22 protein-coding genes are annotated in these 22,275 nt (G+C 44.4%); all 22 read left to right on the forward strand.

Features of this window, described 5'->3' with window-relative positions; all coding sequences use genetic code 11:
- Nucleotide 1: 1 nt before the first annotated feature.
- The 22 genes from BU251_RS02365 (at nucleotide 2) to BU251_RS02470 (ending at nucleotide 22,184) form a co-directional block, all read left to right on the forward strand.
- Nucleotides 2-1,171 (forward strand): DUF819 family protein, encoded by a 1,170-nt coding sequence (locus tag BU251_RS02365; protein WP_128699299.1) that lies wholly within the window; start codon nucleotides 2-4, stop codon nucleotides 1,169-1,171.
- 294 nt (nucleotides 1,172-1,465) lie between these two features.
- Nucleotides 1,466-2,026 carry a tetratricopeptide repeat protein gene (locus BU251_RS02370; RefSeq protein WP_128699300.1) on the forward strand — a complete coding sequence of 187 codons (561 nt, stop codon included), beginning with the start codon at nucleotides 1,466-1,468 and terminating at the stop codon, nucleotides 2,024-2,026.
- Between the two features lie 546 nt (nucleotides 2,027-2,572).
- Nucleotides 2,573-3,457 carry an alpha/beta fold hydrolase gene (locus BU251_RS02375; RefSeq protein ID WP_128699301.1) on the forward strand — a complete coding sequence of 295 codons (885 nt, stop codon included), beginning with the start codon at nucleotides 2,573-2,575 and terminating at the stop codon, nucleotides 3,455-3,457.
- Nucleotides 3,458-3,714: 257 nt separating this feature from the next.
- Entirely contained in the window at nucleotides 3,715-4,968 is a 1,254-nt protein-coding gene (locus tag BU251_RS02380) for a hypothetical protein (protein ID WP_128699302.1), read from the forward strand.
- Between the two features lie 9 nt (nucleotides 4,969-4,977).
- Nucleotides 4,978-5,094 (forward strand): helix-turn-helix domain-containing protein, encoded by a 117-nt coding sequence (locus BU251_RS09620; RefSeq protein WP_128699303.1) that lies wholly within the window; start codon nucleotides 4,978-4,980, stop codon nucleotides 5,092-5,094.
- Nucleotides 5,095-5,191: 97 nt separating this feature from the next.
- Entirely contained in the window at nucleotides 5,192-6,184 is a 993-nt protein-coding gene (locus tag BU251_RS02390) for a ParB/RepB/Spo0J family partition protein (RefSeq protein ID WP_128699304.1), read from the forward strand.
- Between the two features lie 10 nt (nucleotides 6,185-6,194).
- On the forward strand, nucleotides 6,195-7,712 hold the full coding sequence (locus BU251_RS02395; protein WP_128699305.1) for a hypothetical protein: 1,518 nt from the start codon (nucleotides 6,195-6,197) through the stop codon (nucleotides 7,710-7,712).
- Nucleotides 7,709-8,815, forward strand: a complete 1,107-nt coding sequence (locus BU251_RS02400) for a radical SAM protein (protein ID WP_128699306.1) — start codon at nucleotides 7,709-7,711, stop codon at nucleotides 8,813-8,815. The genes BU251_RS02395 and BU251_RS02400 overlap by 4 nt, the downstream gene beginning before the upstream one ends.
- Nucleotides 8,816-8,856: 41 nt before the next feature.
- Nucleotides 8,857-9,291, forward strand: coding sequence for a gamma-glutamylcyclotransferase family protein (locus BU251_RS02405; protein WP_128699307.1), 435 nt, complete (start codon nucleotides 8,857-8,859; stop codon nucleotides 9,289-9,291).
- A gap of 402 nt (nucleotides 9,292-9,693) precedes the next feature.
- Complete coding sequence (locus tag BU251_RS02410; protein ID WP_164908824.1) at nucleotides 9,694-11,058, forward strand: conjugal transfer protein TraG N-terminal domain-containing protein; 1,365 nt, start codon at nucleotides 9,694-9,696, stop codon at nucleotides 11,056-11,058.
- A gap of 264 nt (nucleotides 11,059-11,322) precedes the next feature.
- Nucleotides 11,323-12,087, forward strand: coding sequence for a replication-relaxation family protein (locus BU251_RS02415; RefSeq protein ID WP_128699309.1), 765 nt, complete (start codon nucleotides 11,323-11,325; stop codon nucleotides 12,085-12,087).
- Nucleotides 12,084-14,348 (forward strand): type IV secretory system conjugative DNA transfer family protein, encoded by a 2,265-nt coding sequence (locus BU251_RS02420; RefSeq protein WP_128699310.1) that lies wholly within the window; start codon nucleotides 12,084-12,086, stop codon nucleotides 14,346-14,348. Before BU251_RS02415 ends, BU251_RS02420 begins: the two co-directional genes overlap by 4 nt.
- Before the next feature lie 62 nt (nucleotides 14,349-14,410).
- Entirely contained in the window at nucleotides 14,411-14,734 is a 324-nt protein-coding gene (locus BU251_RS02425; RefSeq protein ID WP_128699311.1) for a hypothetical protein, read from the forward strand.
- Complete coding sequence (locus BU251_RS02430; RefSeq protein WP_128699312.1) at nucleotides 14,734-15,042, forward strand: hypothetical protein; 309 nt, start codon at nucleotides 14,734-14,736, stop codon at nucleotides 15,040-15,042. The genes BU251_RS02425 and BU251_RS02430 overlap by 1 nt, the downstream gene beginning before the upstream one ends.
- The gene (locus tag BU251_RS02435; protein ID WP_128699313.1) at nucleotides 15,029-15,214 is read left to right on the forward strand and encodes a superinfection immunity protein; all 186 of its coding nucleotides are present in this window, start codon (nucleotides 15,029-15,031) and stop codon (nucleotides 15,212-15,214) included. Before BU251_RS02430 ends, BU251_RS02435 begins: the two co-directional genes overlap by 14 nt.
- Nucleotides 15,215-15,342: 128 nt before the next feature.
- Nucleotides 15,343-16,017, forward strand: coding sequence for an NYN domain-containing protein (locus BU251_RS02440; RefSeq protein ID WP_128699314.1), 675 nt, complete (start codon nucleotides 15,343-15,345; stop codon nucleotides 16,015-16,017).
- Between the two features lie 256 nt (nucleotides 16,018-16,273).
- The gene (locus BU251_RS02445) at nucleotides 16,274-16,870 is read left to right on the forward strand and encodes a TraE/TraK family type IV conjugative transfer system protein (RefSeq protein WP_164908825.1); all 597 of its coding nucleotides are present in this window, start codon (nucleotides 16,274-16,276) and stop codon (nucleotides 16,868-16,870) included.
- Nucleotides 16,867-17,613, forward strand: coding sequence for a hypothetical protein (locus BU251_RS02450; RefSeq protein WP_128699316.1), 747 nt, complete (start codon nucleotides 16,867-16,869; stop codon nucleotides 17,611-17,613). The genes BU251_RS02445 and BU251_RS02450 overlap by 4 nt, the downstream gene beginning before the upstream one ends.
- A 10-nt stretch (nucleotides 17,614-17,623) precedes the next feature.
- Complete coding sequence (locus BU251_RS02455; RefSeq protein ID WP_128699317.1) at nucleotides 17,624-18,856, forward strand: TraB/VirB10 family protein; 1,233 nt, start codon at nucleotides 17,624-17,626, stop codon at nucleotides 18,854-18,856.
- Complete coding sequence (locus tag BU251_RS02460) at nucleotides 18,846-19,214, forward strand: TraV family lipoprotein (protein ID WP_128699318.1); 369 nt, start codon at nucleotides 18,846-18,848, stop codon at nucleotides 19,212-19,214. Before BU251_RS02455 ends, BU251_RS02460 begins: the two co-directional genes overlap by 11 nt.
- Nucleotides 19,211-21,745: a TraG/VirB4 family ATPase gene (locus BU251_RS02465; protein WP_128699319.1), complete on the forward strand. Its 2,535-nt coding sequence runs from the start codon at nucleotides 19,211-19,213 to the stop codon at nucleotides 21,743-21,745. The genes BU251_RS02460 and BU251_RS02465 overlap by 4 nt, the downstream gene beginning before the upstream one ends.
- Nucleotides 21,732-22,184 carry a hypothetical protein gene (locus BU251_RS02470; RefSeq protein ID WP_128699320.1) on the forward strand — a complete coding sequence of 151 codons (453 nt, stop codon included), beginning with the start codon at nucleotides 21,732-21,734 and terminating at the stop codon, nucleotides 22,182-22,184. Before BU251_RS02465 ends, BU251_RS02470 begins: the two co-directional genes overlap by 14 nt.
- Nucleotides 22,185-22,275 lie beyond the last annotated feature (91 nt).

The following is a 22,275-nucleotide window of genomic DNA, read 5'->3' on the forward strand; positions in this document are numbered from 1 at the left end:
AATGGTCACAGATCCTTACGCCGTCATCGCCATCTTGGTTCTCATTGAGTTTTGTGTCCTGTATTTTTCCGGCAGGCAAAGATTTAAAAAATATTTCCATTTCATCCCGCCGGTTTTCTGGATCTATGCCATCCCTATGCTTCTTTCTTCGCTGGGCCTCATAGCCGCGGAAAATCCATTTTATAATATCATCGCATCCAACCTGCTTCCGGCCAGCCTTGTTCTTCTTCTGCTGAGTACGGACCTTAAGGCGATCTCGAGGCTCGGTAAAAAGGCCTTGATGATGATGTTGAGCGGCAGCCTCTCCGTCATGGTTGCCGTCCCCGTGGTTTTTTATCTTTTTAAAGGCATAGTCGGTAACCGCATGTGGAGCGGTTTTGGCGCGCTTTCCGCCTCATGGGTGGGAGGCAGCGCCAATATGGTGGCCGTCAAGGAGGCATTAGGCGTCCCTGAACAGGTCTTCGCCCCCATGCTTGTCGTAGATACGGTCGTGCCTTATGTCTGGATGGCATTTTTGATCGCGGTCGTCGGGATGCAGAACATTTTCGATCAAAAGGTCAAAGCCGATAGCAAAGTCATGGAAGAGCTCAAGCGGCATCTGAGCGGCCGCCAGGAGCTTAAAAAAAGTTTTTCACCAAAAGGGACTTCTTGGATTATTTTTACCGCCGTGGCCGGCGTGGTTATCTCCAGGGTTTGCGCTTATTACTTGCCGGCCGTTGAGAATACAATCTCGACATACACCTGGACAATCATCCTTGCCTCAACCCTGGGTGTTTTGTTGTCGCTGACGCCGGCAAGGAAACTTGAACAGTCAAACTCGACCCTGTTCGGCTACTGGCTTTTATATTTTGTGCTTGCGACTATCGGCGCCAAGGCTTACATTCGCGATCTCAACGCTGCTTTGGTGCTTATTGGGGCGGGGTTTTGCGTGATCATTTTGCACGGCTTGATGATCGCCGCCTCCGCCAAGATAATACGCGCACCGATGTTTTTGGCAGCTGTTGCCAGTCAGGCGAATATCGGCGGCCCGGCCTCTGCGCCGGTTGTGGCAGCGGTATATCAGCCGGCATTGGCTTGCGTAGGAATCTTAATGGCGGTCTTGGGAAATTTGCTTGGAACATACACAGGCATTATCACCGGTTATGTCTGTAGATTAATTGCAAAGGCATGATGCGTAAACTATCGGTTCTGTTTGTTGCTTGGATAGGGAGGCGGTTTATTTTTAGGAGCCGATGAGCGCACGCGTATGTGGAAGGGAGAAGGTCTACCCTTTTCGGGTTAGGTCCTCCTCTATAACGGTATGCGGAGACCTACCCTTTCTGGGTAACCCCGCAGAGTATCGGAAAAATATCGAAGAGATTTTTCCGATATCTTACGAGGCACAGGTCTCCAGGAAAGAAACCCCTGGCTTTAGCCAGGGGAAATTCATTGTGAAGCGTTGTTTCGAGAAAAAAGGAAGGGCGACATGAACGTTAAAGGTTTTTGGGTTTGTTTGTTACTTTTTTCTTTAGTTTCTTTTAACCTAGCATATTCTCAAGAAGAGTATGCTTGTTCGGGCCAAGCGAAGGAATTTGGATTGGAAGGTTCTCGATTAATGCAACAGGGCCGTTTTCTCGAGGCAATCGATAGCTTTAAAAAAGCTTTGAATTGTGACTCGAAATGTCTGGTTGCCTATTTAGGAATCGGGGGTTGTTATTCTTCTCTGGGAGAGTACGAAAAAGCAATAGAAACATATGAGTCGGCTATTAAAGTGATACCGAGATATGCTTCGGTTTTTCGGAATAGTATCGCAGCGCAATATATGTTTCAAAAAGAGTACGAAAAAGCAATAAGTTATCTCAAGGAATCGCTGGAATTATTTCCTGAGGACCAACAAACATTTCTTGCTTTAGGCAGCGCTTACTATAAAGCTGGAGATTTCCTGAATGCAAAGGATAATTTTCAGAAAGCATTAAATATTAGTTTGAAGAAAAACGATGATGCAACAGCTAAAGTAGCGCAAGACGCCCTAAACGCAATCCCGTAATATTTCGTGATATAATTACCCTGCACCAGAAAGCCCGGGACTCCCTGCCTTTCCGGCGGGCAGGCTGTCCGGAGATGAAGGTTTGGCGCAGGATTTTGCTATGCACCGAGAAAATAGAAGCCGCTGGCTTTTAGCCGGCGAGGTCTCGGCAACGGCGGAAATGCGTAAATCCTGCGCTACGGCCCGCCACCCTGTGGCGGGCGAGGTCCCGCCGAAGGCCGGATGAGATGTCGTTCGATCGCTGGAAGGCGGACAGGCACCACGGCTCGCCTCTCGGCGAAGCCGAGGGCTGTAAAGCCGTTGGGTTCCATAAACCAAATTCTATGAAACAAGAAGTTACGCTAAAGAAAGTGTTTAACTGTATTCCGGTCTGGTCGTTGGTATAAACGGCGCGAGACAAAGTCGCCATGTTTAGATTTCGAGCGGTTTTGGCGAGAAAACTATGAGGATGATTTTGGGAATTTTAAAGATGCTGGCTGATTGCGGTTCAAAGGGTTGTGGAGATAAATAGAGCCATCTAAATTCTTAGTAAAGGAGTTAGTGCATATGGTTAGGTTAGCACGTTATATCATTCCGGTTTTTGTCATTATTTTTTGCGCATGCGGTTGTAATCCTCCTGCGCGTACGCTGCCGTTTGCCAATGCTCTTTCATCGGACAATGTGCCTATTGCCTACGCGGTCTACGGTCGGACGACCGAACCAACCGTGGTTTTTGTGCATGGGTGGTGTTGTGACAGCCGGTACTGGCATAATCAAATCCCATATTTTTCGAAGAAATACCGAGTAATTACTATAGATCTGGCGGGACACGGTAATTCCGGTTTCGGCAGGAAAGTTTATACCACGGAAGCGTTTGGTCAAGATGTTGCATCGGTATTGCGGAAGCTGAATGTGAAAAAAGCGATCCTGGTGGGACATTCCATGGGCGGGGAGGTCGTCCTGTATGCGGCTAAAATCGCACCTGAAAGAGTAATCGGCCTGGTCGCTGTTGATACTCTTGAAGATATGGGGATGGTTTATCCGGATGAAGTAAAAAACAAGATATATGAGCCTATTGCCGCGGATTTTGTGCCGGAAGTACAGAAGTTTGTCCGCACTATGTTCCCGGTCAACACCGACAAGGAATTGGTTGATACTATTGCCCGTGATATGTCGTCTGCGCCGCAGGAAGTGGCGTTGAGCTCGATGAAGGAATATTTTAAGGTGTCTGATCCGGAACTGATAAAAGGCCTTGCCGTGCCGCTAAAAAGTGTTAATGCCGATCTCTGGCCGACCAATGTCGAAGGCAATAAAAAACTGGTGCCGTCATACGAGATGGAATTGATGAAAGGTCACGGGCATTTCATAATGCTGGAAGCGCCGGATGAGTTCAACGCGCTGCTTGAGAAGATGATTAACCGTATCATTGTCGCGACAAATGGGAAGAAATGAGTAGGTATATGCGGAAGGCGATCGCCGAAACGCGCGCTGGAAAAAGAGTATTCATCCGCAGTTTCGGATGGGCGTCGGCACAAATATCAAGAGATGATTTTAGGCATAATAAAACTTGCAACCGGTTATCCCGTTGATAGTTAGGATAAAAAGTTGTTTTTGAATGTTTTGTTTTTTTGTGTGTTATAATGTGAAGTAATGTTGTATGCCGAAGAGGGATTTATTTATTCAATTGGTTTTGAATTCTAAGGAATAATATGAGCAGGCGGGATGATTATTTGTTTGCTGATGGGGAATTGTCTGAAGTGCTAGAAAGTATAAAAGGTGGTATCTCCCGGTTAGTTGGTGAAATCCCTAAAGACCAGTTACTTTCTAATAGCATAGAAGACTTAGTTGCTTATGTTTCCGATAAGTTGATAGTTTCGCCATTAAAATTGTATGAAGAATCAAAAACTATGGAGCATCAAGAAATCCAGGTGGATGTGAGTCGCTATCCTAATAGAAATATTTTTGGAGATCCAGGGCCAATATATGTGCCTGGCGTGAGAGTAACAATTTCTATCCCTTATTCTGGAACCACCGATTTATGGCATTTTCGTCCAAACCATTGGCAGTCGGTTGTTCCTCATGGGCGGGTTATGCCCCTCAATAGTAAAGGCATTGGGCAATTAGATATAGTTATTGAACAGCCAAATGACGAAGATCCTGAGAGAATCAAGGCGGCATTGAAAAGCGAATTAGAGAGCCTGCGATTTTATTTAAGTGCCCAAGATAGGCAGATAAAAGAGCACAATGATATCATGCCGGGTCTTGTGAAAAAGCAAGTTGAGGCGCGGAGAGACCGAATTAAAAAGCAAGATAAGCTGACCGATTTGCTAGAAATTCCTCTTAAGACGGATGGCAAAGCCCCCTCTATAACGCCATTAGAAATTAGGCAGATTGTGCAACCTTTATCTTCTCCTCCGAAATCCGGTTACAAGCCCGAACCCGGAATAACTCTGGAGATATATGAACATATTCTTTCTATAATAAGGCATGAGGGGCGTACTTTTGAGACTACGCCTAAGACATATTCTGTTCATGACGAAGAGGAGCTAAGGAATATTCTACTGGCTCATTTAAACGGGCACTTTAAAGGAACGGCGTCAGGAGAAACTTTCAGGAGAAGTGGGAAGACAGATATAAAGATTGAAGCTGAGAGCCGAGCTGCTTTTGTTGCTGAATGCAAAATATGGGGAGGACCCAAAGAATTGCTTGAGGCAGTTGACCAACTTTTGGGATATCTTACTTGGCGTGATTGTAAAGCCGCACTTATTGTTTTCAATAAACATGTGAAGGGATTTTCTGAGGTGCTTGCACAAGTGCCAGAGGTTTTGAAAACCCATACAAGGATCAAGAAATCTATCGGAACCATTTCTGATGGTGAGTGGGATTTTGTATTCATGTCTAAGGAAGACGATGGCCGTTTAGTACATGTAAGAGTTTTTCTTTTTAACATTTTTAGTCAATAGTTTTTTAATATGACTCTCAGGGGATATCTCACAGTAAGACAAGTTGCTGAGCATCTTGGGTTGACTGAGTATAGGGTGAGGCAGCTTATCCGGGAAGGGCAGATTCGCGCCACGAAGATTAAGTAATGGAGGGTCTTGCCTGCGGATTTAGATGAGTTTGTGAGGGCGAGGACGAATAAGTAGAAAAGATTTTAAATATATGGTTACTTAACGGAGGTATAAAATGTCAAAAAAAGAAAACATTAAACTTGTTTCTCCTGAGGACATAGATTTTAATCCTAATAATCCTCGAGGACAAGATTACGAGGACAAGGATTCCATTGCTTTGGAGGAATCTATCCGGCAGTATGGAGTAATGGTTCCCTTGATTGTTTATGAGAATGACAAGAAGGGTAGACCCTACATTTTACTGGATGGCGAAAGAAGACTTAGGGCCGCTCAAAAAGTGAAAACAGGTTCGGTGCCAATCCATATTCTCGACATTAAAAGAGATAAAAATGAGGGGTTGAAGCGGATGTTTCAAATCCATATGTTAAGGGAGCAATGGGAACCAATGGCCCAGGCTCAAGCTTTGAAGTTTTATGTTGATTTGATAAAAAAGGACAATAAGTCAATCGCTGATATGGAAGTCACCAATAAAATATCAGAGATAACTAAAATGGATAAAAAAACAGTCGAGGATCGCCTTCGCTTATTGAGATTCGACAAAGATACTCAAGAAAAAGTTCTTGAAAATAAAATCGATGATAGCTATTTGGTTCAAATAGAGCAGAATTTTGTGGAACAGTTAGACAAAAATGTATCTCGCAACTTTTTTAGAGACTATTCAAAAGATGAAATAAGAAAGAAATTAATAGAAAAAGCAGAAAAAGGTCTTCTCGGGACAACACGTGCCTTTTTTTGGGTGCCGGATGCGATTATGACTTGCAAGAAATTAAATAAAATTGAGATATTCGCATCCTCAGCAAAAAAACTGATAGAAGACATTGAATATACGGTAGAGGATTTGAAGAATGATTTAGCAAAAAAAGTGCAGATTCAAACCTTAACAGGAAAAGTAACAAGCCGCGGGTTAATCAAGAACATTAATAAATTGTGTTCACAGCTTTCCGAATTCGATATGTCTAAGGAATCTAATAAGAAAAAAAAAGATGGTATAGTTTTGTTTTTAAAAAAATTAAGAGATGCAATAGACCAGATAATTAAAAACGGATAACTCAAACACTATGTCAAAAAGAGAAGCCTTTCTGGAAAAGATAGATAAGGTATTAATACAGAAATACCATTGGAAGATAGTTTCGGCAGATGAAAGAAAACGTTTGCTGAAAGATATTAAGTGGTATCCAGACCTTTTTTATCGAAACGATTCGGCCCTGATAGCAATAGACATAAATCTTAGCAACGATTTCCCCATTAAAGGCGCTGGCGAGATACTTAAAGCGACAAAAAAGATAAAGAATTTCCAATTTTACTATTATGTCCCGAATGATTATGGTTACGACCAAATTTTTTCGCACTGTTTTAGTCGTGGATTCGGGATAATGCGATTGGACAACTTATCTTTTTCTGTCCTTCTTGATCCTAAAGCAAAAACATTAAATAGAAATAAATATAAGCAGTTAGTCGATAAAAAAATATCTCAAGAATATGGGCACATCCCGAATAAACTATTAACCTATATCAGTCGCCTTACTCATATTTCTTATAGAAATATTTTAAAAGAGTTTGTTTCGAAATATTCTGCTCTTCCAAAGCGCAAGGACATCTCGGAAGAAGAGTATAATTTGGTTGACTCTACAATAAAGAAAATATTCGATAATAAGAAATTTCATTATTCTTCTGAGCAGTATTTAAGATTGAAATATTACGAGCCTTTGCTTAAGGGAACCAGAGAGCACTACTTGCATTCTTTTCAGGTTATGTTATTAGGGTGTGTAATAATCGATGAATATTATGTTGAATTTGAAAAATATTATAAGAATATATTTCCTAGAGAAAAAAATTTCTCAATCGAATATGTGTGGCTAATAACCTCTATATTTCATGATATTGGTTATCCTTCGCAAAAAGCAAGTAGTTTAATCGGTGATCTTTATGGGTATAGCGAAGACATAGAAGTGGCGGGATTGGACAGAATTGCTGATAAAAGTGATTATCTTCAGGCTGCAATACAACTCCAATCTTTTCTTAGACACTGTTGTTGTAAACGTATCCTTAATAATTGGACTCCTGAAATATTAGAAGATGCTGATTCAACAATTAAAGACATTTTAAGGGAACATCTGATAAAACATAAATCTCATGGGGTAACGTCTTGTTTTCAGTTTCTTACGAGAGTTTTGCGTGAATCAAAGGCTGTAAATAATCGCCCAACAAGGCCATTAATTGTTACTCATGTTATCCCTGCAGTGGCTTCCATAGCATTACATGATAATAGAATTTGGAAAGAGTTCAGAAAACAAAAGATTTTCCCGATAAATATCAATAGGTTCCCTTTTGCTGTGCTTCTGATTTTTCTAGATAGTCTTCATGATTGGAAAAGAAATAATTCTAATGAAGAAACACCTGAGTTTGCCATCTTTGAAGGTTTCGAATTTGGCACAGATTATATTGAAGTAAAGGTCAAATGGGCAAATCCAGAGCAGTTGGCGAGAAAATTACCTGAATATAAAGATGTAATGAATACCATAAAATTTAATGGAATTAAACTAAAATTACCAGATATTTTATTAAATAAAAAATGAGTAAAATTTTATTAGTCGAACCGAATTTTCCCATTCCAGCTAAAAGTAAAAATCATAGGGACTTCTTGCCTGTGGGATTGTTGAAGCTTGCAAGCTTTCATAGGAATAAAGGAGATGAGATAAAATTAATCAGAGGCAACCAGTATTTTGATGATTTTTACCCCAGTCAAATCAAGATAACATCGCTTTTTACTTATTGGTCTAATTATGTATGGGATAGCGTTAAGTTTTACAAGGAGGCTTATCCTAAAGCAAAGATAGTCGTTGGGGGGATTTATGCTTCGTTAATGCCTGAGCATTGCAAGCAGTCAGGATGCGATGAGGTTTTTGTTGGTGTTGATGAAAGGGTTGAGAAATTCAAGCCTGCTTACGATTTAGTTGATGTTGACTATCAGATTGCACATACGAGCAGAGGATGTCTCAGAAAATGCAAGTTTTGCGGAACATGGAAGATTGAGCCGGAATTTATTTCCAAAAAAAGCATAAAAGATGAAATTTGTAGTAATAGGATAATCTTTTATGATAATAACCTATTGGCTAATCCGCATATAAAAGAAATACTTGAAGAGCTAAAAAATGCAAAACACAATGGAAGGGTTGTTTACTCTGAAAGCCAGTGTGGGATCGACGGGCGGTTGCTTACTTCCGAGGTAGCTAAATTACTCAAACAAGCGCGTTTTCTGAACCCTCGCATAGCTTGGGACCATGGGTATAGCCAAAAAAAGATGATAAAGAAACAGATAGATATGCTTGTAGCTGCCGGCTACCCAAGAAAAGAAATTTACATTTTTATGATTTATAATTTTGAACAGGATTACCATGAGATGGTCAAAAAGCTTAATCAATGCCAGAGGTGGGGGGTCCAAATCGCTGATTGCAGATACAGGCCTTTAAATCAGATATCAGAACATTATAATCCTCGAAAGAGGCAAATGAGTGATGAGTATTACATCCATCCCAGATGGACTGATAGGCAGATAAAGTTGTTCAGGAGGCGAGTAAGGAGGCAAAATATTAAGGTGAGACATGGCTTCTCCTTTTATAGCAAAAAACTCGAAAGGTTAGGCGCAAGAAAGAAGCGTGCAGAGTTGATGAGCAAGTGAATAGATAACCTGGAGTACTTTGAGAAATCAGGAAGGTAGAAATGCTATATTTTGCTTATGGCTCAAATATGAATAAAAAGCAAATGAAAGAACGATGTCCAAGCAGCAAATTCATCAAGCGGGCATATGTTGAAGGTTATGAATTTGTCTATGACGGCTATTCCCAGAGCAGAAAGGGTGCTGTAGCTAATATCATTAAATCAGAAAACGAGAAAGTGTGGGGCTGTCTTTTTGAGATTAACGAAGATAATCTTTCAGCTTTAGATTGTTATGAGGGTTATTTCAGCAGGGTGTATGACAAAAAAACGATAATGGTTAAGGACGATGAAGGCAAGAGTCATAGCGTCATTGTGTATTTTAGAACAGGCAAGGAAGTGGGTGTTCCTCATGAGGATTATCAATGTGATGTTATTCAGGGAGCTAAAGATTGCGGGCTACCCGAAGATTATATCAAGAATGTCCTTAATGCAAAGTAACTTATTTATTGTCAATGAATAATAGACGTCTCTACATACGTACCTTCGGATGACGAATGGTTGGAAGTCTACAGGACGACATTGCGCTTCCTCAAAGAGCTTTTTCAGGATGAGGCGTCCCGTAGCACTAAGAAAAAACAGACCGAAGGTCCTAGTACCACACTTCCCGAAAAAAAATGATGGCTGAAATCAGGCTGTCATTTTTTATTTTCGGGAGGTGCAAAGTTGAAGATAAGGTTATTCTCTGATAAGTTCTGCAAACGGTTAAAGTTATCTGGTTTTTCTATATGTCAGCATGATCTTTGGTTAGAACATAGATCAGGAAAGCAGGAATCTTTATGTCCTCAAGCCTAATGGGTTGGGGACTTTTTATTTAAGGGAAAGGTACCGAGAATGATCCCCATGGGAATATCTCCTACAGAAGCGGCATTCGAGGTAGTCGGCTTGGTCAATGCCAAGTCGATCATGGACTATCTGTTCATTAATACAAAGACAGGAGCCGCTGTTTTTTTGATAGGGTTATTGTTTTCTCTGTGGACCGCAGTCAAAGAAGCCGATTATTCATGCCTGTGGGGTTATGTTTTCATGTACTTCGCCTTGCTGTTTATTTTTATCAAGCCCATGGCGAATATTGCGAATGCTACATCCACCATGGAACAGGCTGGCTGGAATGAAAGCACCACCCAGCAGATCCTGCAAAACACCTTTATCGATACCGGAAAGACACAAGCTGGATCTTTAGGGCTCGTTTTTATAAGCCAGGTCTATGATTCCGTTGTTTATGGCACGGTCAGCGCCATCACCCAGGTTACCCAGCAGCAGGATTTTAACTATCTCAATAATCCTTTTATCGTAAATAAGGTCTCTTTGTATTTGGGGCATTTTAGCGCTCGTGGCATCACGAAGGATCCGGTCCTTCGAAAGGACATGGAGGATTTTCTTAAGAACGACTACCCGCAGGCATTGGGAAGGATGCTGAACAACAGCAACGCGCAGACGCAAATAACCAAGAAATGGTGGCCGGGGGATGAGGATGTAGTGGCGAATTACGACTCTGCTCAACGAAAGAGATGGGAGAATCTGGACTCTCGGCTGAACGACTACATCAAAAAACAGATCGACACATGGGGATTGGCAGGCACATTTGTCAATCTGTTTGTAGATTATAAGGCTTTAAAGATTTCGTTGCTTTCCAGCGAGATTGGAAAATCAGCTGCTCAAATAGCCTCTGGCGAGGCTGGCTATGGCATAAATCCTCAAGGGATTTCCTTGAGCTTGCTTGCTAGAAAGGCGACGGGTGCCTTTGCCTTTCTAGGTTCTACGGTAGGCCAGTTTTTCTCAAGTTCTTTGGCTGAGTTTATGATCAAGGCCCTGCCTTATTTGGAAGGGTATGCTGTCATGATCATCTACAGCCTTTTTCCTTTTACGCTTCTTTTGTGTCTGTTGTTTAGGACCCCAGAGATCCTTAAAGAGTATTTCATCTATCTTTTCTGGGTTAAGTCCTGGGTGATTATCTGGGCGCTTATCCATTACGCCTCTCTTTACATGGCCGCGCTACAGGCCAAGTTAGCCTCTGGCACCACCAGCTCTTGGTTTTTCGAGAGGCCTTATTTTAATACGGTGACAGGAGTCCTTTTGGTTATGTCTCCAGGCATCGCCTGGTTTATGACCAAAGGTGTGTTGACCGGCATAGGTGAGGCAGCTTCAGCCTTGACTGTTCATGCGGACAAAGGAACCGGAAAAGTTAGTTCTAAATTGGGAGTTTAGAGGACAAATTAATGCACATTTTAATTGGTGAAGAATTGGGAGGGTATCTAAATTATTTTAACAGGCTTACGCGGACAATTCCGGCACGGCTTTTATCGCGCATCCTGTTGAGCTATGAGCGCATTATGCCATTTTCCCGCGTCAGCCTTCGGGTTGTATTTTCCCAACCTCTTTGCCGAAGGCTACCGCATGTTTCTTCCGCCCAATCCCCCAAAAATCCATTCACCCCACCCCCACCCAGGGGGCCAATAGAAAGGCAGGATTATGAAGAGAGGTAGAATCACTCAAGAAGAACAAGCGCGCAGGATTAAACTTCTGGCCGGCTTTTTATTTACTTTTAGATACGCCACAAGAACCCAGATGGAGACATTCATTCAGCTGATCGTAAATATATCTCATACGCGTTGGCTGATAGATTATTCGCTCAAAAAGGACTTTGTGAGTGTTTACTATGAGCCCTTATTAAGGACAAAAATCTACTATCTGGGTCCCAAAGGCAAGCAACTCATCTCCCAGGAGGCCATGATCGAATACTACCATTTTGAGAAGAGCTATGCCGGGATCAATACCTTTGCTCATCAGAATGCCACAGTAGAGGCCTTCTTCATGTTGAAAAGCCATCTTAATATCCAGGAATGGATCTGTGAATGGGCCCTGCGGGTAGGAAAAGAACCCCGCGAAAAGATACCCGATGGCCTGCTGGTCCTTCCGGATGGAACAAGGGCAGCCCTGGAGGTAGAGACCAGGTACAAGAAGCTCGATGTTTTAAGATACTTCGTTAAAAGATACCACTATGACATCACCAGGGTCTCCAGGTATGACTGCGTCCTGGTCATTTCCGCAAGCAGGTTAAATTACGAGGGGCTGAAAACCCGGCTTTACAACATAGCTCCTGAGCTTTGCGCGAGCAGGTTCTTCCTGAGTGACCTGGGCATGCTTGAGCAGGGGATGTGTTTTTACCAGAACAAATTGATCCATCTGGAAGATGCCTTTGGAATATTAAGGCAAAATGGGGAGAAGAAGCCATGAATAAGGGCTTAAGTTTTAAAAGCGTGTTTATAAGGCTGCTATTGCTGCTGCCGTTCCTCTACATGGGTATTGGCTGGGCCATAGGCCTAAATTATGCCAGAAAGGGCCTTGTTTTGGGACCTTATCCGGATATCCCTGTTGTCGTCAAAACAAGCCTGTTTGGATCTTCGCTTGAGGATATATCCGGAGCAGCTGGATTGGTGACCCTGGCGCCACCAGGAGCCAGCATGGGTAGTGATGATTCGATGCATTTTAACATACAGGGATATTTTGAGGTTCCGGAAAGCTGGGTGTTTGATTTTCCACCCAGCTATGAGAAAGGCCCTGGATCCGGCCTAGGCAGAAGCTTTCTTTTGACCGGAAGCTATGGACGGGCCCAAGCGTATGAGCTGAAAACTCCTGGTCACTCCATAGGGAGTTTGTCCGTCAGCCAGCTGTATGATTTTTTAAGGGCCACAGGAAGAACCGGGGACATGGAGAAGTTGAGGCCGTACCTCGTTCTTGAGAGGTTCCAAGAGAAATATCCCTGGGTTTTTTCTGACACTGTGCTTTTGTCCAGGACTATGGGAAACGTCTTTTCTAAGAATCTCATTCCCTATGACATCCTGGGTTTAGTGGGGTTGTTTGTCTTGGCGATAGCCTTGAGCGCAAGGAACATTTGGTTGTGGCTGTATTATCTCTACTGGGTCTCTGCCTATTGGCTCGCCAGGATCGGCTTCCATAATCCGAATTTTGCTTTTAGCCCTGAAGGCTGGCAGGTTATCGTTTGGAGCTTCTGGCACGGGTTCATCCAAAAAGAAGGCAGACTCTTTTTGGTCTGTGCCGTAGGGTTGTCAGCCGTTCTTTTTGGGATCCTGGGGTTTTTGTATCTGGTTAAACACGTTCTGCCGCGCAAGAAACGGGAGCTGGAGGATTTTCTGAAGATAGATAGGGATATCCAAAAGAGAAAGGAGCTCTCTATTGAGAGCGTTGAATTCAAGAAGGTGCATTACGACATCGAAAGAAAGCTTATTCGATACAAGAAAACAGACAAATACTTTTTAGGCGTCTCTGATGAGAAAGAGGATGTTGTCCTGGATGAGAATATCCTCAACCACCATCTGCATGTCTTGGGTTCTACAGGCAGCGGCAAGACCTCACTGGTCGTCTTGCCGCTGGCCAGACAGGCCCTGGATAAGCTGAGAGGGTGTTGTTTCATAGACTTCAAGGGAGATGAGGTCTTCAAAAAATATGTCCAGAAGAAAGCCTGGGAGAATAAGAAGAAGTTTTACTACTTCAGTATCGATCCTAATGAGGTATCCATCGGCTACAACCCGCTGTCTTCAGGGGATGTCCTTTCCAAGGTCGACAGAATCATGACTGCCCTTGAGTTGATCTATCAGGGGCCGGCCGGTTTTTATTCCAATGTCCAGGCCATGACTTTTGTCGAACTCTTGAAAAAGATGGCCGCGCAAAAACAGGAGATAAATTTCCTTCATGTTAAGGAAGACCTGGATGATCCGCGTTTCCTTATGTCGGTTGACGTCAGAAGCCAGGAGGTCAAGGGGCTATTGGCCGCGATCTCCTGGATCGCGGAAGTTGAGGTCATTAACCGCGATCAACTGGATTTATCCGAGGTGATCAAAAAGGGGGGCGTGGCGTTCTTTGCCTTAAAGAGCCAGGTGAATACCAGGCTTGCCGAGGCCATAGGCAGGATGCTTATTATCGATTTGAAATCCCAGGCTGTTTTGCGCAAGGAGACGGATCAGCCTTATTTTATCTTCATCGATGAATTTCAGAATCTGGCGTGTTCGCACTTCGTTGATGTGATCTCCAAGGTCAGGAGCGCCAATCTCTGCCTGGTCTTGTCCAACCAGTCGCGGGGGAATTTGTCAAGTGTCTCAGGGGCATTTGAGAACGCGATTTTTACCAATACCGCGACTAAGGTCATCTTTGCCCAGGAAGACCCGCTTGATGCAAGATTCTGGTCTGAAAAGACCGGGCAAACCACCTACCAGGACAAGAGCGTCTTCCAGGTGGACACAATGGCAACGGATAACAACGGCGCCAGGCTTGACGGCTTAAGGTCTGCGCAGGGCAATATCCATACAGCCAAGAAGAAATATGTTTCAGAGAACGTGTTTTTGAGGCTGCCCTTTGCCAAATCCGTGATCTTCTCCCGCGGGAAACTCACCCGCATAGCGAACCACGAGTTTTTATTTAACAAGGCAGAAAGGGATAGACTCATATCCCTGCCGTTCGAAAATAAGGAGAGCAGGTAGTATGTTCAATTTTTGAACATACCAAACGAGGCTTATCAAACAGAGAGGAGGTTTTAAAAGCTATGCAGACGAATTTTATTGCAAAAAGGAGTGCATTAAAGATGTGTGCTGTCCTGTGTTTGGTTTTGGGCTTATTCCTGATGCTTGCGCCTTTTGTCTTAGCGCAGGTGGATACGAGCCAGGAACAGCAGATTGTCAGTGATTTTGCCACTTTTATCATTAACATCCTGACCGGGCCTGTGTCAAAGATCTTGAGTGCGACCCTGCTCATTGGAGGGGTGGTTGCGCTTTTAAACGGAAAACAGGGGATGGCTATCGCCTGCGGTTTCGGGTTCATGATCCTGATGTTTATACCCAAGATCCTCCAGGGGTTGTTCAAAACATAATGAAAAAGTGTGTCCGTACTATCGATAGGCCTTTGCTTCTTTTTGACCTGGAACCAGAAGACGTGGGGATCCTGGCCTTGGCCAGCGGATTCATGATCATTTTCTTTGATCCGTTTTATGCAGGTACGGTTTTCTTTGGGGGATGGGTGGCTTTTAGGTTAGTCAAGCAGGGCAAACCCCAGGGGTATCTCACGCACCTGTTCTATAAACACGGAGTGAGGATCAAGGGTTTAATCGAGCCGCCGAAGCTTGTTCAGAGGTATTCGGTCTTTGGAGGAGGTGATCGCAATGCAGATGCAGAGTTTTAGTCTTTTGGAACTGGCATTGATCGTTTTGATGATTGTTTTTTATTTTCTGCCAACCCTAGTTGCGTACTTCAGGCAGCATAAGAACATTCTGGCTATTTTTGTGCTGAATCTTCTTTTGGGCTGGACTGTTTTGGGATGGGTAGGTTCTTTGGTCTGGTCGGTGATGAAATAAATTCTATAAGTGCCAGGAGTTGATTCAAAAGGACTTTAATGGATTCGTTGATAATCCAAGCTTAAATGTTATAATGTGCCAAGTCCAATGTAACCAGGAAATGTCCATGAATCCGGTCGAGGTTAACTATGAAACACTCAGAATTTATTAGCTTACTGGATACAAACAAAGAGACAAGCGTCATTGCCTATCTGGATTTGAGTAATATGTTTCATTGGCAGGATACGCTAAAATGGCAGTTTTCCATTTATCGTGTTATTAAACAATTGCTATCGATTAAACAAATTAAAGAGGTGCGGGTTTATTACGGCTTAAATGAACGCGAGATGGAGAAATCCCAGCGGTTCCATCAACGGATGAGAGAAAGCGGAGCGATCCTCGTTACCAAACCAGTAAAATGGATAAAAAAAGAAATCGGCAAAAGCCTTTTTGTGAAGTCATTTACTCTTAATCGTCTTGATCAAAATGCTCATTCGAAGTTAGATGAGTTCATTAATTATTTGCAAGAGAAGCAACTAAGTATTGAGGAGCCAAAGTGCAATTTCGATGTTGAAATAGCGCTGGATATGCTTGACGCAATAGACAAGGTGTCTGGTATTTTGCTTTTTTCCGGAGATTCTGATTTGCACGAGCCGTTGGCGAGGCTAAAGCTTAAAGGAAAAAATATTTATGTTTTTGGGGTGAGAGGACAGGTCGCGCGAGAACTTTGGAATTCCTGCGCGAAGTATATTAATTTTGGAAAGTGGTATGAGGGCCCTAGAAAGCGAAAATCCCGACCACAAGGATCGGGACCGCGTGTTTAGGCAGGTCTGTTTCCAGCCTGCACATACAATATGCCACAACCTATGGTTTCTGTCAAGGTCTTTTTTGAGTGGTGTAAAAAACCTTGACAATCTTGAATTATAGTATATAGTAATTTTGTAAGTTAAAAGTTGGAACAAATTTGAAGTAAGCAGTCCTATTGGAACAACCAAGGGGCTGGTTTCTGAGGCAAAACCTCAGAAGCCAGCCCCTTTTTATTTGCCCAAAAACATGTTCAATTCACAAGAAAACAACGGAATGGGAAAACGCTCGGGTTTCCTTGAAAAATGGGCCTGCGCTGAACAGAGCAGCGCCTTCCTGGGGATCACTCTTTACGCCTGCATAGCCTTCTGTCTCGTTCTTCTTATCACGGTGTTTAAGTTATCCACAAGGCCTCAGGCTATTTACTATATTCCAAGCTCGCATGAGGCTGGGATCGCTTATCCCAACCAGATAGGAAAAGAGGCTGTTTGTAGCTTTGCCTCAAACTGGCTGCTGGACCGCAATAACTTCACTCCCGTGACGGTCAAGGATACCTATATAAGGGCCATGCGTTACATGGCGCCGGCGCTTCTTTCAAGAACAAAGGCCGGCCTTGAAGATGAGGTCGCGCGTGTTCTGCGCGACAATATCTCATCCTTATTTTCTTTAAGCAAGGATCCGCAGCTGGAGGAATCGGGCAAGGATTTCAAGGTGACATTGACCGGAGAAAAGTCGCTCTTCATGGGCAAAGAAAAACTGGATGACCGTAGCCTTCGCTATACGATTACCCTGGAAAAGGTTTCTCCGGTTCAAAGCAACCCTTACGGCCTGGTTATTGCAGGGGTAAAACAAGAACAGATAGGGGAACAATGAGAACATCCATCGCAGCCTTTCGTCCTTTTAGCATATTTTGCGCTCTGTTGATCGTTTTTGGATTGGTCCTGACAGATGCGTTTGGAGAGTCTGCGGCTGTTAACGGCGCCGAAGATGCCATACCTTTGCGGTTGAAAACCGGCATGGTGACGCAGGCAGAGTTTCCTGAAAAGATCGCGGACGTCACTAAGAGCGTTTCTTCGGATTTCCTCGAGGTAGAGACTCTGGGCAACAGGATGTTTTTGCTGCCGCTTAAAAATTTTGATTCTTATCTTCATGTCGTCACAGAAGACAACATCTCTTATTGCTTGCATTTGATCATGGATAACGTAGAGGCGCCTACCTGTATTGAAATTAAAAAAAGAACTCAATCCAAAGAGAAAGTCCAAGGCTATGGGGTTATGAACACGGTTGAGCTGATGAAGGTGCTTTTAAAGGGAGAAGAGCCGCCAGGGGCAGCTATCGCAGGGTCCAGCGGCCAGGAGGTCTTCAATAACGGGGTCTTCCGCATATCAACGGATAAGGTTTATGAGCTTGGAGGCGGGGCCAAAGCGCTGGTGTTGCGTTTTGAAAACCTAATGGATAAGCCCATTGTGCTGCCTATAGAGAATATAGAGCTACCGGGGTTAGTCGCAGTCAGCGTGGATGCCCAGGTTTTAGGGCCAAGGCCCCGCACCCAGGCTAAAAACAGTTCCAGTTCCATGACAAAGGCCTACATGATCATTGAGCCGCAGGATCAGTAAGGAAATATCCATGATCAAAATCTCGTTTAAGGGCATTCCGGGCTTTAATGTCATGGCATCGATGCTAGCTCATAAGCCGCGGCTGGTTATTTTAGCGGCCTGTTGCTTGGCTATCGTTCTAGGATTCTTGGCTTTCACAGGCGTCAAAGAGACCAAAAACATCAAGAAAAGCCTTATAGCATCTGATCTTTCTAAGGCAAAAAACAGCCCTGAAGATAAAGATGTCGGCGTCCTTGTAGGCTCTGTGGATACCAAGACATATGTTTCCCGCATTGAAAAACAATACTATGACATAGCCTCTCGCCAGGATAGTAGCGAAGCGCACCTGGGGCAGCTTGAAAAAGACATAGCTATCCTGCGAAAGAACCAGTCTGAGGTAAGCAAGATTGTCATGGATCTTGATAAAAGGGTGACGATTGCGCTGTCCGAAAGCATGAATTTAGGCAAGTCGGGCTCCCAGGAGAATCAGGAGGGCAGTGGTGAAGGGATTCTGGGTAATTCGTTGTCCGGGATAACTCCCGTAAAGCCCGCGATGCGCCTGGAGATGGCTAAAGTCAATGAGATTAATGAAGAAGCCAATGCTGAGAAAAAAAGATACGTTTATCTGCCGTTGGGGAGTTTTGTCAAAGGCACTCTTTTGACCGGCGTGTATGCGCCTGTGAACGTCAATAATCCTTTGCCTGTCTTAATCAGCGTGGACGAGGCTTTTTACGGCCCTAATAATACAAGGGTCCCCCTAAAAGGGGCTTTTGCCATTGGTAAGGCCATAGGTGATGTTGTTTCCAAGAGGGCCATTATTCAGATTGTCGGCTTTTCGATTGTGTTGCCTGGAGGCAACACTTTTGAGCATGAGGGTAACTTAGGGTATCTGACAGACGAGACCGGCCGCCTGGGTATTCCAGGAGAGCTGATTTACAACACAGGCAAGCAGTTATCTTTAAGCTTCCTCTCGGGGTTTTTGGCAGGAGGAGCTGAGGCGCTCTCTCAGGCCCAGACGACAAGCGTGGTGGGCGCCTACGGCCAGACTAGCCAGAACGTCACAGGAAACACAGGTAATTACGCCATGTTCTCAGGGTTGGCTAACAGCGCCCAGGGCATGGCCTCGTACTATCAAAAACAATTGGAGGCCATGATCCCTGCCATAAAGATCGAGGCAGGCACAAAAGTGACTTTGGTCATCCAGAAAGGAGTGGAAATTGAAGGCCTTAAAGCTTCTGTTGACGATTTCGATTATGTTGATTAGCTCCGGCTGCGCGGCTTCCCATAAGGTGGTTGTTAGCGGCGCCCAAGATAAGGTGATGGACGCGTATCTTTCAGCAGTGAGTTCAGGCAGGCGCGACTCTGCTGATTTTATAAGAGACAAGCTGAAGATTGATAAAGCATTTGGATATGTCGCGCCTTATACGCCTGTCATCAAGCCTGCGGATGTCAGGCTTGTCTGGATCCCTGCTCATAAGTCAAAAGAGGACAAAGATACCCTGGTGGCCGGCCACTGGATATACGTCATAGTGCGGGAACCGGGTTGGTTCATCGATTCCCAAAAACAGGATAAAGCAAAGATCCCTTTATTGGTTCCTTATAAGGAAACCAGCGCGAAATGATCAAAACCCAGACCCTTGAGTCTTTTTTTGAAGAAGGCAGGTCTTTTATAGAGCTTCTGCCTTATCACACCCATGAAAACGGCTTTTTCGTGCTTAAAGACGGAAGCCTGGGCCAGATATGGGAGATTTCGCTTATCGAAAGCGAGACTAAATCCGCAAGCCACCTGGAGGAGTTGAGCCGGTCCTTGGAAGGGATTCTCTTGAGGCTTCCTGAAGATATGGTCAGTTGCCAGGTTATCCTTGTCTGCGACAACGGAATTGGCAAGAGGCTAAAAGCATATGAGGGCCAGTCAGGTGTTTTCGACAATGAGATCATCAGAAGCTCAAGTGAGAGCAAAATAAAACACCTCGAAGAAGGTAGGCATGGATTTTTTGAACAGGCGATCGGCGCCTTCTCCTCCAAGAGGATACGCTGTTTTTTCACCCTGAGGTATTTCCCGACGTGGGTATATCCGGCCTTTGGCGATAAGGTCCGCTTTTATTTTACAGGCAAAGATACGATCGGAAGAAAGATCGAGCAGGATTTCCTGGTTTACTGCCAGACCATTGCCAGATTCTGCGAAGTCGTCGAAGGGGTCTTTAAGGCCTCTGAGATCAGCTATTTGAAAGTGGATGAGAAAGAGTTGCATGAGTTCTTGTATTTAATGCTGAACCCCAAACACAGTCAGGGTATGAGAGTGCCTGATTTAAGGCAAGATGGATATATGGCTGATCAGGTTTTGTACAATGCGCCAAGGGTTTCAGGGGAAGGCTTCGAGTTTGAGGATAGATTATTTCAGGTCGTGACCTTGAAAGAGCTGCCTTTAAACACAGAGCCGGGCATGTTCAGCGCTGAGATCGTCCGGGGGATGCGTTTTTCCATGCTGGATATGATGAAGGATTTCACCATGGTGATCAACTTCCATATTCCCAGGCAGGAAGAGGCCTTAAAGAGGATCAAGATGCAGAAGGCCTTTGCCTTCCTGCAACGCTCGACGTATTTCGGAGATAAGTCCATCGAGGCCCAGGAGAAAAAGGAAGAGCTGGATTCTGTCGTCAAAGAGACCTTCAGCTCAGGCCACAAAATCATCTATCCCCGGATTCATTTTATCGTGTCCGGCGAAAGCCAGGAGTCCTGCAATAACCTGACCGATAACATGTTGAACGCTTTGTCTCGTATGGGTGCCGAGGGCTTGAAAGAAGAGATCATCGCCGGATCACTTTTCTTATCATGCCTGCCTTTATGCTTCGACCATCATTATGAAAAATTCATCAAGCGCACCAGGCGTATAGTTTCAGACAATCTTGCCGACATGCTTCCATTGTACGGATCGGTCCGCGGGACCCAGGCGCCGGCCCAGCTGTACTTAAACAGAAGAGGCGAGCCTGTGTTCTGGGATTTTTTTGATTCCAACACAAACCCGCACACGATTGTCATCGGCGCCTCAGGCTCAGGCAAGAGTTTTTTCGTGAATGACTTCATTCTTCAGAACGCGCGCCTGGATTCGCATTTCTTTGTTTTGGACAAGGGGGATTCCTATAAGAAGCTCTGTTCGGTCCTAGGTGGCCAGTACATAAGGTTTGAGCTCAATGATCCCGTGACCATCAATCCTTTCTTAAAAGTGCCTGACGCAGAACACTTGGCGTTCCTGGTGACGATGCTCTCCCAGATGTGTTCAGGCGGCGATGAAAGGGAAAGGTTGTTGCGCGAACACGAAGGCGTGCTTCAGCAGGCGATCTTGGCCGCCTATAAGGGCAAGACCAAAGATCAGGAACTGGTCCTGTCGGATGTGGTTGAGAAGCTTAAAAGCCACAGCTGCAACAGGAAACTCGGGGTTGGCGAAAGCATCGGTATAAAGCTTGCCCTGAAGCTCAGGTCTTTTACCAAGGAAGGTCCTTTTGGCAAGTTCTTCGACGGGAAAAATCAGTTCAGCCTTGGCGCCAAGTTTACTGTCTTTGAGCTGGGGAATTTAAGCTCACATCAGGACCTGCAGGTGGTGGTTCTTTTGAACATCATGTATTTCATCACGCATTTTGTCTCGCAGTCCGAAATGAAGCCCAAGCGCAAATTTCTGCTTATAGATGAGGCCTGGAGTTTACTCAAGCTCCAGAACACGGCTGACTTCATCACCAATTCGTTTAAGACCTATCGCAAATACAGGTGTTCCTGTTGCGCCATAACGCAGGAGATCACGGACTTAATAGGAAAGGAATGCGGTATTGCCATCCAGGCCAACGCAGCCAACAAGGTATTTTTAAAGCAGGAGCCTAATGTCATTGACTCCCTGAGAGGCTTTGCATCGTTGTCCGATAAGGAAATTGAGCTCTTGAAGTCCGTTGAGACCCAGAAGGGGAGGTTCTCGGAGGCCCTCATGATTTCGGATTCATCCCGCGGCGTCATCCGTCTTGTGCCCGATCCTTTTCTTTACTGGCTGGCCACAAGCGATGCCAAGGACAACGCCTACCTGGAGGAGAAGGTGAAAAAATTCGAAGGCAGGTATTTGGAGGCGCTTTCAGAATGCGCCAAGGAGAAACCTTATGGCTTACGCTAGGAGATTTTTTATTTTATTGTTTCTTCTGTCATTGGCCGGCTGCTGCAGTCTTGCTTCAAAAGTCAAGAAGGAAAGCGATTATGAACAAGGCTATAGAGTCGGCGTCAAAGAAAATATCCATGATTTTGCGCAAAGCTTCTACGGCAATGAGTTCCCTTATTTTTACTGGCAGAGCCCCATTGTCCAGAATGTAGTCATGCCAGCTCATATTGAAAATGGAATATTCATCCCTGAACACAATGAGCTGGTCATGATTGAACCGGGCCAATGGAGAAAGAGATTCGGCTACTCGATCAGGGGTGCGAAGAATAAGTCGGACAAAACAGAAGGAGAGGATTATGCGCTCAAGTATTTTGATTTTGATAGCAGGGATATTACTGTGTTTCCCGAATCCTACGCAGGCGATAAACCAGGAAACGAAGTCAAAGATTCTCGTTAGCGAGTGGCAAGCGGCAAAATCAGATGCCGGCGTTTCCGGGGATAAGCAAATCTCAGCGGCCGCAGACGAGGTTAAAAAAGATACGAAACCG

Origin of the sequence: Candidatus Velamenicoccus archaeovorus (assembly GCF_004102945.1) — a bacterium.
GTDB classification, from domain to species: domain Bacteria; phylum Omnitrophota; class Gorgyraeia; order Velamenicoccales; family Velamenicoccaceae; genus Velamenicoccus; species Velamenicoccus archaeovorus.

Bases quoted from the DNA above. Each gene is read 5' to 3' on its own strand.
- BU251_RS02390 (WP_128699304.1), top strand. From the start codon at position 5,192: ATGTCAAAAAAAGAAAACATTAAACTTGTTTCTCCTGAGGACATAGAT.
- BU251_RS02470 (WP_128699320.1), top strand. From the start codon at position 21,732: ATGGCTTACGCTAGGAGATTTTTTATTTTATTGTTTCTTCTGTCATTG.
- BU251_RS02450 (WP_128699316.1), top strand. From the start codon at position 16,867: ATGAGAACATCCATCGCAGCCTTTCGTCCTTTTAGCATATTTTGCGCT.
- BU251_RS02455 (WP_128699317.1), top strand. From the start codon at position 17,624: ATGATCAAAATCTCGTTTAAGGGCATTCCGGGCTTTAATGTCATGGCA.
- BU251_RS02375 (WP_128699301.1), top strand. From the start codon at position 2,573: ATGGTTAGGTTAGCACGTTATATCATTCCGGTTTTTGTCATTATTTTT.
- BU251_RS02395 (WP_128699305.1), top strand. From the start codon at position 6,195: ATGTCAAAAAGAGAAGCCTTTCTGGAAAAGATAGATAAGGTATTAATA.
- BU251_RS02370 (WP_128699300.1), top strand. From the start codon at position 1,466: ATGAACGTTAAAGGTTTTTGGGTTTGTTTGTTACTTTTTTCTTTAGTT.
- BU251_RS02465 (WP_128699319.1), top strand. From the start codon at position 19,211: ATGATCAAAACCCAGACCCTTGAGTCTTTTTTTGAAGAAGGCAGGTCT.
- BU251_RS02440 (WP_128699314.1), top strand. From the start codon at position 15,343: ATGAAACACTCAGAATTTATTAGCTTACTGGATACAAACAAAGAGACA.
- BU251_RS02430 (WP_128699312.1), top strand. From the start codon at position 14,734: ATGAAAAAGTGTGTCCGTACTATCGATAGGCCTTTGCTTCTTTTTGAC.
- BU251_RS02445 (WP_164908825.1), top strand. From the start codon at position 16,274: ATGGGAAAACGCTCGGGTTTCCTTGAAAAATGGGCCTGCGCTGAACAG.
- BU251_RS02415 (WP_128699309.1), top strand. From the start codon at position 11,323: ATGAAGAGAGGTAGAATCACTCAAGAAGAACAAGCGCGCAGGATTAAA.
- BU251_RS02460 (WP_128699318.1), top strand. From the start codon at position 18,846: ATGTTGATTAGCTCCGGCTGCGCGGCTTCCCATAAGGTGGTTGTTAGC.
- BU251_RS02435 (WP_128699313.1), top strand. From the start codon at position 15,029: ATGCAGAGTTTTAGTCTTTTGGAACTGGCATTGATCGTTTTGATGATT.
- BU251_RS02405 (WP_128699307.1), top strand. From the start codon at position 8,857: ATGCTATATTTTGCTTATGGCTCAAATATGAATAAAAAGCAAATGAAA.
- BU251_RS02400 (WP_128699306.1), top strand. From the start codon at position 7,709: ATGAGTAAAATTTTATTAGTCGAACCGAATTTTCCCATTCCAGCTAAA.
- BU251_RS02420 (WP_128699310.1), top strand. From the start codon at position 12,084: ATGAATAAGGGCTTAAGTTTTAAAAGCGTGTTTATAAGGCTGCTATTG.
- BU251_RS02425 (WP_128699311.1), top strand. From the start codon at position 14,411: ATGCAGACGAATTTTATTGCAAAAAGGAGTGCATTAAAGATGTGTGCT.
- BU251_RS02380 (WP_128699302.1), top strand. From the start codon at position 3,715: ATGAGCAGGCGGGATGATTATTTGTTTGCTGATGGGGAATTGTCTGAA.
- BU251_RS02365 (WP_128699299.1), top strand. From the start codon at position 2: ATGGTCACAGATCCTTACGCCGTCATCGCCATCTTGGTTCTCATTGAG.
- BU251_RS09620 (WP_128699303.1), top strand. From the start codon at position 4,978: ATGACTCTCAGGGGATATCTCACAGTAAGACAAGTTGCTGAGCATCTT.
- BU251_RS02410 (WP_164908824.1), top strand. From the start codon at position 9,694: ATGGGAATATCTCCTACAGAAGCGGCATTCGAGGTAGTCGGCTTGGTC.